The sequence below is a fragment of the Micromonospora haikouensis genome (assembly GCF_000876225.1).
Classification (GTDB): Bacteria; Actinomycetota; Actinomycetes; order Mycobacteriales; family Micromonosporaceae; genus Micromonospora; species Micromonospora haikouensis.
Map to the genome: position 1 here is coordinate 1,027,890 of NZ_JXSX01000003.1, position 12,571 is coordinate 1,040,460.

The 12,571-nt window shown below is 74.0% G+C and carries 11 protein-coding genes; 9 read left to right on the forward strand and 2 right to left on the reverse strand.

What is annotated here, in order from left to right:
- The first annotated feature begins 569 nt into the window (after positions 1-569).
- Both TK50_RS25850 and TK50_RS25855 read left to right on the forward strand, forming a co-directional pair.
- Positions 570-2,138, forward strand: a complete 1,569-nt coding sequence (locus tag TK50_RS25850; protein ID WP_043967874.1) for an MFS transporter — start codon at positions 570-572, stop codon at positions 2,136-2,138.
- An 11-nt stretch (positions 2,139-2,149) separates the two neighbouring features.
- The gene (locus TK50_RS25855) at positions 2,150-2,758 is read left to right on the forward strand and encodes a TetR/AcrR family transcriptional regulator (RefSeq protein ID WP_043967877.1); all 609 of its coding nucleotides are present in this window, start codon (positions 2,150-2,152) and stop codon (positions 2,756-2,758) included.
- A 64-nt stretch (positions 2,759-2,822) separates the two neighbouring features.
- On the opposite strand, the gene TK50_RS25860 is transcribed toward TK50_RS25855, so the two are convergent.
- Both TK50_RS25860 and TK50_RS25865 read right to left on the reverse strand, forming a co-directional pair.
- Positions 2,823-4,742 (reverse strand): helix-turn-helix domain-containing protein, encoded by a 1,920-nt coding sequence (locus TK50_RS25860; protein WP_043967879.1) that lies wholly within the window; start codon positions 4,740-4,742, stop codon positions 2,823-2,825.
- Between the two features lie 14 nt (positions 4,743-4,756).
- Entirely contained in the window at positions 4,757-5,539 is a 783-nt protein-coding gene (locus TK50_RS25865) for a 3-hydroxybutyrate dehydrogenase (RefSeq protein WP_043967881.1), read from the reverse strand.
- A 204-nt stretch (positions 5,540-5,743) separates the two neighbouring features.
- On the opposite strand from TK50_RS25865, the gene ruvC reads away from it, so the two are divergent.
- From ruvC to TK50_RS25900, 7 genes are all read left to right on the forward strand, one after another.
- Complete coding sequence (gene ruvC / locus TK50_RS25870; protein WP_043967883.1) at positions 5,744-6,271, forward strand: crossover junction endodeoxyribonuclease RuvC; 528 nt, start codon at positions 5,744-5,746, stop codon at positions 6,269-6,271.
- Positions 6,268-6,870 carry a Holliday junction branch migration protein RuvA gene (gene ruvA / locus TK50_RS25875; protein WP_043967885.1) on the forward strand — a complete coding sequence of 201 codons (603 nt, stop codon included), beginning with the start codon at positions 6,268-6,270 and terminating at the stop codon, positions 6,868-6,870. Before ruvC ends, ruvA begins: the two co-directional genes overlap by 4 nt.
- A complete protein-coding gene (ruvB, locus tag TK50_RS25880; protein ID WP_043967887.1) occupies positions 6,867-7,937 on the forward strand; it encodes a Holliday junction branch migration DNA helicase RuvB in 1,071 nt (356 codons plus the stop codon). The genes ruvA and ruvB overlap by 4 nt, the downstream gene beginning before the upstream one ends.
- Positions 7,938-8,076: 139 nt before the next feature.
- Positions 8,077-8,430 (forward strand): preprotein translocase subunit YajC, encoded by a 354-nt coding sequence (gene yajC, locus TK50_RS25885; protein ID WP_082106610.1) that lies wholly within the window; start codon positions 8,077-8,079, stop codon positions 8,428-8,430.
- A 247-nt stretch (positions 8,431-8,677) separates the two neighbouring features.
- The gene (gene secD / locus TK50_RS25890) at positions 8,678-10,564 is read left to right on the forward strand and encodes a protein translocase subunit SecD (RefSeq protein WP_043967889.1); all 1,887 of its coding nucleotides are present in this window, start codon (positions 8,678-8,680) and stop codon (positions 10,562-10,564) included.
- Between the two features lies 1 nt (position 10,565).
- Positions 10,566-11,753: a protein translocase subunit SecF gene (gene secF / locus TK50_RS25895; RefSeq protein WP_043967891.1), complete on the forward strand. Its 1,188-nt coding sequence runs from the start codon at positions 10,566-10,568 to the stop codon at positions 11,751-11,753.
- Positions 11,754-11,849: 96 nt separating this feature from the next.
- Entirely contained in the window at positions 11,850-12,416 is a 567-nt protein-coding gene (locus tag TK50_RS25900; RefSeq protein ID WP_043967893.1) for an adenine phosphoribosyltransferase, read from the forward strand.
- The last annotated feature ends 155 nt before the right edge of the window (positions 12,417-12,571 follow it).

A 12,571-nucleotide genomic window follows, 5' to 3' on the forward strand; every position in this document is an offset into this window, starting at 1 on the left:
CTCGCCGCCCCACCAGGGCGGACAATCCGCCCATTCCGGCGGAGGGGTGACGGGATGTCTGGCAGGTGGCGGTATCAACGGCGCGGGATACCCCCATCTGCCCGACATGAAGTCGATCAACCCGGCCACGTCCGCCCCCGCCCCCCCGGCCCCGGCCCGTCCTCCGGCCCCGGCCCGTCCTCCGGCCCCGGCCCGTCCTCCGGCCCCGGCCCGTCCTCCGGCCCCGGCCCGTCCTCCGGCTCCGGCCCCGGCTCCGGACCCGGACCCGGCCCCGCCTCGTCCACGCCGAGGCCGCCTCCACGTCGCCCCCGCCAGGGCCGGACAATCCACCCATTCCGGTGGAGGGTGACGGGATGTCGGGCAGGTGGGGGTGTCCCGGGGCGTTGATGCCGCCATGTCGCCGACATGGAGTCGATCAACAGGGGTGGGTGCCGGGTGATGCGTGACGTGGCGCACAAACGATACGATCCGGTTCCGTATCGTAAACGGTTCGCCTAGCCTCGTTGGAGTTACGAGCCTGCCCCGTATCGTATTTGCGGGGCGGGCGAACCGGGGGAGAGGACCGGCCCATGCAACCGCACGAGAACACCGGACATCCGAGGCGGTGGGCGATCCTCGGGGTGCTGGTGATCAGCCTCCTCGTCGTCGTCCTCGACAACACCATCCTCAACGTCGCCCTGCGCACCCTCGCCGACCCGGTGCACGGCCTCGGCGCGAGCCAGGGCGAGCTGGAGTGGGCGATCAACTCGTACACCCTGGTCTTCGCGGGTCTGCTCTTCACCTTCGGCGTGCTCGGCGACCGCGCCGGGCGCAAACGTTTCCTGCTGGTCGGGCTGGTCCTGTTCGGGCTGTCGTCGCTGCTGTCGGCGTACGCGCAGAGCCCGGCCCAGCTCATCGGCGCCCGCGCGCTGATGGGCGTCGGCGGGGCGGCGATCATGCCGGTGACCCTGTCGATCATCTCCAACGTCTTCGACCCCCGGGAGCGCGGCCGGGCGATCGGCGTGTGGGCCGGCGCGGTCGGCCTCGCCGTGGCGATCGGCCCGATCCTCGGCGGCGCGCTGCTGGAACACTACTGGTGGGGCTCGGTCTTCCTGATCAACGTGCCGGTGGTCGCGGTCGGCGTGGTCCTGGTCGCCCTGCTGGTGCCCGAGTCCCGCGACCCCGACCCGGGGCGGGTCGACGTCCCCGGCGTGCTGCTGTCGGTGGTGGGCCTGGTCGCCCTGACCTACGGCATCATCGACGGCGGCGAGCACGGCTTCGACCGGCCCCTGGTCTGGGTGTCGATCCTCGGCGGCCTGGCCGTGCTGACCTGGTTCGTGCTGTTGGAGCTGCGCAGCGACCACCCGTCGCTGGACGTCCGGCTGTTCCGGGTGCCCCGCTTCGCCGCCCCGGTGGCGCTGGTCGGGCTGGTCTTCTTCGCCGCCATGGGCGTGATGTTCTTCAGCTCGTTCTACCTGCAACTGGTCCGTGGCTACACCCCGCTGCAGACCGGCCTGCTCTTCCTGCCGTTCGCCGCCGCCCAGCTCGTCTTCGCCCCGCGCAGCGCGGCGATGGTCCGCCGGTACGGGGGCCGGGCCGTCGCGGCCGTCGGGCTGGCGCTGACCGCCGTGGCCCTCGCGGCGTTCGCGTTCATCGACGCGGGCACGCCGATCTGGGTGGTCCTGGTGGTCTTCCTCCTCCAGGGCATCGGCATGGCCAACATCATGCCGCCGGCCACCGAGTCGATCATGTCGGCGCTGCCCCGGGAGAAGGCCGGCGTCGGGTCGGCGGTCAGCAACACCGTGCGCCAGGTCGCCGGCGCCCTCGGCGTGGCCGTGCTCGGCTCGGTGCTGTCCGCGGTGTACCGGGACGACGTCGCCCCGGCCCTGCGGGGCCTGCCGGCGGGGGCGCACGAGGCGGCGAGCGAGTCGATCTCCGGCGCGTACGCGGCGGCCGGGCAGCTCGGTCCGACCGGGCCGGCCCTGGTCACGGCCGCCAACGACGCCTTCGTCTCGGCGATGCACTGGGCCGCGGCGCTCTCCGCGGCGGTCGCCGCGCTCGGCTTCGTGGTCGTGCTGCGCTGGATGCCCGGCCGCGCCCCCGACCGGGCGGCCGGTACGCCGGCAACGAGCCAACCCGAGTTGGCCGGAACAGCGTAGGTCCGGGAACAATGTCGGACATGACTTCCGCCGCCGAGGCTCCGCGGTCGCCCGGGCGACCGCGGAGCAGCCGCGCGGACGAGGCGATCGTGGAGGCCACCCTCGACCTGCTCGCCGAGGGCAGCACGATCGAGGCGCTCTCCATCGAGGCGATCGCGGCCCGCGCCGGCGTCGGCAAGGCCACCATCTACCGCCGCTGGCCGGGCAAGGACGCGCTGCTGCTGGACGCGCTGCGCCGGCTCAAGGGCGTGCTGCCGAATCCGGCGGGCCACTCCGTGCGGGACGACCTGGTGCTGCTGGTCGGCGCGGTCGGGCACAACATCGACCCGCGCGCCGCGAAGATCATGCCCTGCCTCGTGCCGGAGGTGAACCGCAGCCCCGACCACTTCCGGCTCTACCAGAACATCATCGCGCCCCGCCGGCAGCTGATGCGCGAGGTGCTCCGCCGGGGGGTACGCCTCGGCGAGCTGCGGGCCGACCTCGACATCGAGGTGGCGATGGCGCTGCTCACCGGGCCGATGCTGATGCAGCGGATGCTGCGCTGGCACCCCGAGCTGGACGACGTCCTGCTCCCGGACCGGATCGTCGACGGCGTCCTGGACGGCATCCGGGCCCGCTGACGCACCCCGCCCCGGTCGGCGAGCCGTCGCCCCGCGCCGGTCGGCGACGTGTCGCCCCGAACCGTCAGGGCGACGGCTCGCGGAGCCGGTGCAGGCGCAGCGCGAGCTGCACCTCCAGGGCCCGGCCGGGCTTCTGCCAGTCGGGGCCGAGCAGCTGGCCGACCCGTTCCAGCCGCTGGGTCACCGTGTTGACGTGCACGTGCAGCAGCTCGGCCGCCCGGGCCAGGCTGCCACCCACCCCGAAGTACGCCTCCAGGGTCTTCACCAGCGCGGTGCCCCGCCGGGCGTCGTAGTCCACCACCGGCCCGACGGTGGTGGCGATGAACCGGGCCACGTCCCCGTCGCCCCGGTCGCCCACCGCGCCCAGCAGCAGCCCGACGAAGCCCAGCTCGGCGGTGCTCGCCCCCTGCCCGGTGCGGCCCAGCGCGCCGAGTGCCGTCAGGCAGCGGTCCGCCTCCTGGAAGATCGCCGCCAGCGAGGCGGGGTCGGTCGACGGGCCGCTCGCCCCGGCGGTCACCGGCCGGCCAGTCACCCGGGACAGGTCCCGGGACACCGCGCGGGCCGCGCCGCCCGCGTCCCGGCCGGGCAGCATCAGCACCACCCGGCCGTCGCGTGCCGCCGCCAGGCCGCCGCGCGTCGAGGCGTACGTGGTGGCCCAGGAGAGCGCCCGCTGCCGGGCGGAACCCGTCGCGGCGATCGCGTCGTCGCCGACCGCCACCAGCACGTGCGGGGCGTCCAGGTCGACACCGAGGCGGCGGGCCCGGGTGCGCAGGGCGTCGGTGTCGGCCAGCGGCCGGGCGATCAGGTCGTCGAGCAGCTCGCCCCGCACCCGCCCCTCCGCCTCGGCCACGGTGCGGCGGAACAGCAGCAGCAGCGCGGTCACCAGCGCCGCCCGCTCCAGGATGCGCTGGTCGGCGTCGACCAGTTCGCCGTCGGGGCGCAGCACCAGCGCGCCCAGGTTCTCCGTGCCGGCGACCACGGCCGCGTACCAGAAGGGCCCCCGGCGGACGCTGCGCCCCTCGGTCCGCGACGCCGCCACCGCCTCCACCAGGTCCGCCCGGTCCGGCTCGTCGATCTGACCGACCCGGGCCAGCCGCCGCCCGTGGGCGTCGAGCGCCAGCAGCGCCCCGCCGAGCACGTCGGTGACGGCGGACGCCACGTCCTCGACCCCGCCGCCGCGCAGCACCAGCGCCGTCATCCGGTCGTGCGCCGCCGCCGCCCGCTCGACGGAGCTGCTGTGCGCCCGGATGGTGGTGTTGGCCGCCGACAGCTCCGCCAGCGCGGCCTGGGTCTCGGCCAGCAGCCGCGCCGTGTCGATCGCGACCGCCGCGTGCGCCGCGAGGGAGACCAGCAGCGACACCTCCTCCCGGGCGAACGGCCGGGCGGAGCGGTTGGCGGCGTACAGCACGCCGATGGAGGTGGAGCCGAGCCGCAGCGGCACGCCGAGGATCGCCACCAGGCCCTCCTCGCCCACCCCGGCGTCGATCTCCCCGGTGTGGTGGAACCGCTCGTCCTCGGGGTAGTTCGCGGTGACGTACGGGGTGCCGGACTGGGCCACCAGGCCGCCCAGGCCCGCGCCCATCGGCAGCCGCAGCCGCTGGAACCGCGCCGAGATCGACCCGTCGGTGACCCGCATGTACGTGTCGCCGCGCTCGTCGTCGTCGAGCGTCATGTACGCCACGTCCGCGCCGAGCAGGTGGCGGGCCCGGTGCACGATCGCCCGCAGCACGGCGTCGAGGTCGCGCAGTCCGGCCAGGTCGCTCGCGGTGTCGTACAGGCCGGACAGCTCGCTCTCCCGGCGGCGTCGGCGCTCCAGCAGGGCCCGGACCCGCAGCGCGACCACCTTCGCCTGCTCCAGCTCGGCGAGCCGGTCGGGGGGCGCGCCGGCCGCGCGGGCCGCCACCAGCGGGCCCTCGAACTCCACCGCGGCGGCCTCCCGGGCGAGTAGTTCCAGGAACTCCACCGGCGACGACATGACCGACATTGTGCGCGAGGCCACTAGTTCGCCGTCCAGCCCCCGTCGAGGGCGATGGACGCGCCGGTGATGAACGCGGCCGGCGGCGCGCACAGGTACGCCAGCAGCTCCGCGACCTCCTCCGGCTCGATGAGCCGCTTGATCGCCGCCCGGGCCAGCATGATCTTCTCCACCACCTCGGTCTCGCCGATGCCGTGGGTGGCGGCCTGGTCGGCGATCTGGTCCTGCACCAGCGCCGTGCGCACGTACGCCGGGTTGATGCAGTTGGCGGTGACCCCGTGCGCCGCGCCCTCCAGCGCGACCACCTTCGACAGCCCCTCCAGGGCGTGCTTCGCCGACACGTACGCCGACTTGTACGGCGAGGCCCGCAGCCCGTGCACGGAGGAGATGTTGACGACCCGCCCCCAGCCCCGGGCGTACATGTGCGGCAGGGCCCGGCGCACGATCCGGAACGGCGCCTCCACCATCACCCGGTGGATGTAGGCGAACCGCTCGGGCGGGAAGTCCTGCACCGGCGCGACGTGCTGCAGGCCGGCGTTGTTGACGACGATGTCCACGTCGGCGTCGAGCCGGTCCACCGCCGCCGGGTCGGCCAGGTCCACCCGCACGGCCCGGCCGCCGGCCAGCGCCGCGATCTCCTCGGCCGCGTCCGCGTCGCGGTCGAGGACCAGCACGCGGGCCCCGGCCGCCGCGAGCCGCAGGGCGCAGGCCCGGCCGATGCCGCCGCCACCGCCGGTCACCAGCGCGGTCCTACCGGCCAGGTCGACGTGTACGACGTGGGGGCCCGCCACGGGTTCTGCCGTCATGGCGCACAAAGCTACGAGCTGGGTGGCCGGGGGCACATGGGGCGATGGCACATACTCGACGCCCCGGCTGTGTGCTGCCGCGACCCCCGGCCCCTCGACGGCCCGACCCCTGCTCTTCGGCGGCGTGTCCCCGCAGCCGGCTGTCGGGGCCGCAAAGTAGGGTGTCGAACACACGTACTGCCGACGTGGTGGGGAGGAGGCGGCGTGCGCGTGCTCGGCGTCGACCCGGGGCTGACCCGGTGCGGGGTCGGCGTGGTCGAGGGCGTGCCGGGCCGGCCCTGCACCCTGGTCGCCTACTACGTCGTCTACACCGACCCGGGCGACGAACTGCCGCTGCGCCTGCTGCACCTGGACCGCTCGCTCACCGACCTCGTCGCCGAGCACCGGCCGGACGCCGTCGCCGTCGAGCGGGTGTTCAGCCAGCACAACGTGCGCACCGTGATGGGCACCGCCCAGGCCAGCGGGATCGCCGTGCTGGCCGGCGCGCGCGCCGGGCTGCCCGTGCAGACCTACACCCCGAGCGAGGTCAAGGCCGCCATCACCGGCTCCGGCCAGGCCGACAAGGCGCAGATGACGACCATGGTGACCCGGCTGCTGCGGCTGCCCGAGCCGCCGAAGCCGGCCGACGCCGCCGACGCCCTGGCCCTGGCCATCTGCCACGTCTGGCGCGGCGGCACCCGCTCGAAGCTGGCCGAGGCGGCCGACCGGGCACGACGAGGAGGAGCACGATGATCGCCAGTGTGCGCGGGACGGTGACCGCGACCGGCCCGGACCACGCGGTGGTGGAGGTCGGCGGGGTGGGCCTGGCGGTGCACTGCGCCCCCGGCACGCTCGCCGACCTGCGGGTCGGCCAGCCGGCCCGGCTGGCCACCAGCCTGGTGGTGCGGGAGGACTCGCTCACCCTCTACGGCTTCGCCGACGACGACGCCAAGCAGCTGTTCGAGCTGCTCCAGACCGCGAGCGGGGTGGGGCCCCGGCTGGCCCAGGCGGTGCTCGCCGTGCACACCCCCGACGCGGTGCGCAAGGCCATCGCCAACGCCGACACCGCCGCGCTGACCCGGGTGCCGGGCATCGGCAAGAAGGGTGCCGAGCGCCTGGTGCTGGAGCTGCGCGACCGGATCGGCCCGGTGCCGGTGGGCGCCGACGGGGCGGCCGGGGTGACCGGGGGCGCCTGGCCCGAGCAGGTCCGCCAGGCCCTGGTGGGTCTCGGCTGGACGGCGGGCCAGGCCGACCAGGCGGTGGCCGCGGTCGCGGAGACCGTCGACGGTCCGCCGCCGCCCGTGCCGGTCCTGCTCAAGCAGGCCATCCGCCTGCTCGGCCGCACCCGATGACGGGGCCCGACGGCAACCTCGTCTCCGCGTACGTCAACGACGCGGAGCGCGACGCCGAGGCCAGCGTCCGGCCGAAGCGGCTGGAGGAGTTCATCGCCCAGCACCGGGTCCGCGAGCAGCTCGACCTGCTGCTGCGCAGCGCGATGCGGCGCGGCTCCCCGCCCGACCACATCCTGTTGTCGGGGCCGCCTGGCTTGGGTAAGACGACGTTGGCCAACATCGTGGCGGCCGAGCTGGGCTCCGGCATCCGGGTGACCAGCGGCCCGGCCATCGAGCGCTCCGGCGACCTCGCGGCGATCCTGACCAGCCTCACCGAGGGTGACGTGCTGTTCATCGACGAGATCCACCGGATCGCCAAGCCGGCGGAGGAGCTGCTCTACAGCGCGATGGAGGACTTCCGGGTCGACGTGATCGTCGGCAAGGGGCCGGGGGCGACCGCCATCCCGCTGGACGTCGAGCCGTTCACCCTGGTCGGGGCGACCACCCGGTCGGGCCTGCTGACCGGGCCGATGCGGGACCGCTTCGGCTTCGTCGCGCACCTCGACTTCTACTCGCCGGCCGACCTGGAGGTGCTGCTGCGCCGGTCGGCGCGCATCCTCGGGGTGCCGATCACCGACGACGGGGCCGCCGAGATCGCCGGCCGGTCCCGGGGCACCCCCCGGATCGCCAACCGGCTGCTGCGCCGGGTGCGCGACTTCGCCGAGGTCCGGGCCGACGGCACGGTCACGGTGGAGACGGCCCGGGCGGCCCTGACGGTGTACGACGTCGACGCGCTCGGGCTGGACCGGCTGGACCGGGCGGTGGTCACCGCGCTGGTCGACTCGTTCCGGGGCGGCCCGGTGGGCCTGTCGACGCTGGCCGTGGCGGTGGGGGAGCAGCCGGACACCGTCGAGGAGGTGTGCGAGCCGTTCCTGGTGCGGGCCGGGCTGCTCGCGCGTACGCCCCGGGGGCGGGTGGCCACCGAGGCGGCCTGGCGTCATCTGGGTCGTACCCCACCGAATGGTACATTTGGCACCGGTGCCCCTCCCGCGCCCGATCTGTTCTCCGCCGCGCCCGATGAGCCGTGATCCGTTCGTGATCTGTGCCGCATTCGGCGTTCCCAGGTGCAGGGACTAGACTCGCCGCGGTCTGTACAGGACGTGAGAATCCGCCTCCGCTCCGGTGCCCCTCGTGCCGAGCCGGAGGCCAATCGGAAGGTCAGTAACCGTGCTTTACGCAGCAGCGGGTGGCGGGGGAGCCGGCGGTCTCACGCCGATCCTCATGATCGCCCTGCTCTTCGGCGTCATGTACTTCATGATGATCCGCCCCCAGCAGAAGCGCCGCCGCGAGGCGGAGCGGATGCAGTCCACCCTCGGTCCCGGCGACGAGGTGGTCACCATCGGCGGTCTCTACGGCACGGTCACCGGCGTGGACGACGAGACCGTCCTGCTCGAGGTCGCCCCCGGCGTGCAGACCCGGTACGCCCGTCCGGCCATCGCCCGCGTCGTCAGCCAGGCCGAGCGGCCCGAGTCGACCGAGGCTACCGAGGCCACCGAGGACGCCGAGACCGTCAAGGAGTGACCGTCGTCCCGGGGACGGGGCAGCGGAGACAGCGATAAAACTGGATAGTTGGGCCCACGCCCGACGCCGACGCGTGAGCGCTGCCGGCTGCCGCCCCCGCGACGGCCGTGGGCAGCCGTGTCGACGTCGGGTCGCCGGCCCGGACACCCGTCGCCGGGACCCCCGGCCCGACCCTCGTGCCGCCGCCGAAGGCGGTGCGACCGTAACAGGGAGACAGACAGCCGTGGCACCACCACCTCAGGGACAGATGCGGCCCGGACGGCAGCTCGCCGTGCTCGGGCTCATCTTCGTCGTCCTCTATCTCTTGGTGTTCTTCTCGGGCGGCGCCAGTGGTGGCTTCAAGGACCGGCTGGAGCCCCGGCTCGGCCTGGACCTGGTCGGCGGCACCCGGATGACGCTGGAGGCGACGAACAGCCTCGACGGCCGGCCCCCGACGGCGGAGAACCTCGAAGAGGCCCGCCAGATCATCGAGAACCGGGTCAACGCCTACGGCGTGGCCGAGGCCGAGGTGGTCACCGAGGGCAACCGGAACATCGTCATCTCCCTGCCCGGCGAGAACCGCGACCTCACCGACGTCGGCAGCGCTGCCGAGCTGCGCTTCCGCAAGGTGCTCAAGGCCGCCGACGGCAGCGGCGCGGCGGCGGCCCCGGCGCCCACCCCGACGCCGGCCCCGTCCGGCAGCGCGTCGCCGAAGCCGTCCGGCAGCGCCAAGCCGTCGGGCAGCGCGTCGCCGTCCGGCGCGAAGGCCACCGCGTCGCCGAGCGCGGGCGGCCAGGGCGGCGGGGCGCCGGCCCCGAGCGCCAGCGCCACCCCGTCGCCCTCGGCGAGCGCCGCGCCGTCGTCGAGCGCCAGCGCCGAGCCGGTGCCGGCGGGCGTCGAGGAGCAGCGCAAGGCCGTCGAGCAGAAGGTCGGCGCCGCCGCCTGGCAGGCCGCGAGCGGCCTGCAGGCCCCGGCCGACCTGACCGCCGACCCGTCGCTGGCCGACAAGCTCAAGCCGTTCGGCGCGCTCAGCCCGCGCGAGGTCGCCGTGCTGCCGGCGGAGATGCAGTTCAACGTGCCGATGATCACCTGCGCGCAGCTCGACCAGCGCCCCCCGGCGTCGATCAAGGACGAGAAGCAGAAGGCGGTCGCCTGCGAGGACGGCGTCCAGAAATACCTGCTGGACGTGGCGAAGGTGCTCGGCACCGACGTCGGCGACGCCAACGCGGTGCTCGACCAGACCAGCTCCTGGGTGGTGAGCCTCGACTTCAAGGGCGCGGGCCAGGAGAAGTGGACCAACCTGACCCGCGAGGCGTTCAACAACGAGGGCCAGGCCTGTGACCAGACCGCGCTGGGCCAGGACGGCAAGTGCCGGGTCGCCGTGGTGCTGGACAACAAGGTCGTCTCCTCGCCGGAGATCCAGGGCGTGCTCACCGGTGACTCGCAGATCACCGGCAGCTTCGACAACAAGACGGCCAACGCCCTGGCCGGCCAGCTGCGCTACGGCGCGCTGCCGGTGACCTTCGAGGCGCAGGAGCAGCAGAACGTCACCGCCACCCTCGGCGCGAGCCACCTGCGCGCGGGCCTGCTCGCCGCCGGCATCGGCATGCTGCTGGTCATCATCTACTCGTTCTTCTACTACCGGCTGCTCGGCTCGGTCATCTTCCTGAGCCTGGTGCTGTCGGGTCTGCTGGTCTTCGGCGCGCTGGTCTTCCTGGGGCGGCAGATCGGCTTCACCCTCACGCTCGCCGGCATCGCCGGCATGATCGTCTCACTCGGTGTGGCGGCGGACTCGTTCGTCATCTACTTCGAGCGGCTCAAGGACGAGATCCGGGAGGGCCGCAGCCCGCGCAGCGCGGTGCCCCGGGCGTGGATCCGGGCCCGCCGCACGATCATCTCGGCCAACGCGATCACGATCATGTCGGCCGTGGTGCTCTACATCGTCTCGGTCGGCGCGGTGAAGGGCTTCGCCTTCGCGCTCGGCCTGGCCACGGTGCTCGACCTGGTCGTGGTCTTCCTGTTCCGTCACCCGATCATGACGATGTTCGCCCGGACCCGGGCGTTCCTGTCCCCGCGGGTCAGCGGTCTCGGCCGGATCCTTCCGCCCGCGCGGAGCGAGCAGGCCACCCGCACCTCGCGCGTCAAGGAGGCCTGAGATGGCTAAGACTGGTTTGGCGAGCCGCCTCTACGCGGGTGAGGCCGGCCTCGACGTCATCGGCCGGCGCAAGCTGTGGTTCGGCGTGGCCGGGGCGCTGATCCTCGTCGCCGTGCTCAGCTTCGCCCTGCGTGGCTTCACCCTGGGCATCGAGTTCGCCGGCGGCAACTCGTTCCAGGTGCCGGCCAGCGTCGGCACCCTCGACGACGCCGAGAAGACGGTCGACACGGCGCTGGCGAGCACCGCGGCGGGCGCCGAGGTGGTCACCGCGCAGAAGGTCGGCGGCACCGGCGGCGACTTCTACGAGATGCGCACCACGCAGCTCAACGCCGAGCAGGCCAACGCGGCGAAGGCCGAGATGGCCCGCGCGTTCGGCATCCAGCCCGACCAGATCAGCGGCAACCAGGTCAGCGAGGCGTGGGGCAGCCAGGTCACGTCCCGGGCGCTGCTCGGTCTGGTGATCTTCGTCCTGCTGGTGACGGTCTACCTGGTCCTGCGGTTCGAGTGGCGGATGGCGGCCGCCGCCGTCTCCTCGCTGTTCATGAACCTGATCCTCACCGCCGGCATCTACTCGCTGGTCGGCTTCGAGGTCACCCCGTCGACGATCATCGGCTTCCTCACGATCCTGGGCTTCGCGCTCTACGACGTGGTGGTGGTCTTCGACAAGGTGCAGGAGAACACCCGGGGCATCACGGCGAACAACAACCAGACGTACGGCGAGGCGGCCAACCTGGCCATCAACCAGAGCCTCATGCGGTCGCTGAACACCTCGGTGGTCGCGCTGCTGCCCGTCGGTGGTCTGCTCTTCATCGGCGCGGGCCTGCTGGGCGCGGGCACGCTGAAGGACCTCGGCCTGGTGCTGTTCGTCGGTATGGCGGTCGCCTTCCTGACCTCCATCCTGCTGGCCACCCCGCTGCTGGTGCTGCTGAAGAACTACGAGCCGCGGATCCAGGCGCACAACAAGCGGGTCCTGGCCCGGCGGACCGCCCTCGCCCGGGGCGAGATCACCCCGAAGGGCGCGGCGCGCCCGGCCGCCGACGCCGACGAGCCCGTCGACGCCGACGCGGCCCTGGCCGGGGCCGCCCCGAAGGTGGGTGCCCGGCCCGCCGGCAAGCGCGCGACCGGTGCCCGGGGCGGTCGCCCCGCCGGTGGCGGCGGCAACCGGCCGGGCGGCGCCAAGCGGCGCTGATCGGCCACACCGGTAGGAAACACGTTCCGGCGGCGTCCCGCAGGCTGTGCGAGCAGCGTGCGGGACGCCGTCGGCCATGAAGGGAGACGGGCCGCCGTGACGGAGACGCACAGCGCCGGGGTACGGGGAGACAGCGGCCCGCGGGTCGCCGAGCTGGTCGCCAGCCGCGTGCTGGACGTGCCGGACTTCCCGAAGCCGGGCGTGATGTTCAAGGACCTGATGCCGCTCTTCGCCGACGGCGAGGTGTTCCGACAGGTCGTCGACGGGATCGTGGCGTACCACGGGCGGGACGCGTTCGACGCCGTGGTGGGCATCGAGGCCCGGGGCTTCGTCGTCGCGGCGGCCATCGCGTACGCGGCGGGGGTGGGCGTGGTGCCGGTGCGCAAGGCCGGCAAGCTGCCCCGCCCCGCCTACTCGGCCTCCTACGCCCTGGAGTACGGCGAGGCGACGCTGGAGGTGCACGAGGACGCGTTCACCGCCGGGCACCGGGTGCTGGTGGTCGACGACGTGCTCGCCACCGGCGGCACCGCCGAGGCCACCCTCGATCTGGTGGAGCGGGCCGGCGGCACGGTGGCCGGCTTCACGGTGCTGCTGGAGCTGGGGTTCCTCGGCGGGCGCGAGCGGCTCGCCCCGCGCCCCGTGCACGCCCTGCTGAGCGTGTGAGCCGTCCGGGCCGCCCCGCGCCCCGGCGCCGACGACCCGGGGCGCGGCGCGCCGAGTGCCTGTTCGTGCCCCGGTGCCCGATTGGTGGCCCCGGCCGCCGGGCGGACCCGGTGGGGACCGTCCGGCGGAGCGGCGGGGCACCGTGCGTGCGGGTA

Excerpts from the sequence above, each read along its gene's own strand:
- TK50_RS25850 (WP_043967874.1), top strand. The coding sequence starts at position 570 with ATGCAACCGCACGAGAACACCGGACATCCGAGGCGGTGGGCGATCCTC.
- TK50_RS25855 (WP_043967877.1), top strand. The coding sequence starts at position 2,150 with ATGTCGGACATGACTTCCGCCGCCGAGGCTCCGCGGTCGCCCGGGCGA.
- TK50_RS25860 (WP_043967879.1), bottom strand. The coding sequence starts at position 4,742 with ATGTCGGTCATGTCGTCGCCGGTGGAGTTCCTGGAACTACTCGCCCGG.
- TK50_RS25865 (WP_043967881.1), bottom strand. The coding sequence starts at position 5,539 with ATGACGGCAGAACCCGTGGCGGGCCCCCACGTCGTACACGTCGACCTG.
- ruvA (WP_043967885.1), top strand. The coding sequence starts at position 6,268 with ATGATCGCCAGTGTGCGCGGGACGGTGACCGCGACCGGCCCGGACCAC.
- ruvB (WP_043967887.1), top strand. The coding sequence starts at position 6,867 with ATGACGGGGCCCGACGGCAACCTCGTCTCCGCGTACGTCAACGACGCG.
- secD (WP_043967889.1), top strand. The coding sequence starts at position 8,678 with ATGCGGCCCGGACGGCAGCTCGCCGTGCTCGGGCTCATCTTCGTCGTC.
- secF (WP_043967891.1), top strand. The coding sequence starts at position 10,566 with ATGGCTAAGACTGGTTTGGCGAGCCGCCTCTACGCGGGTGAGGCCGGC.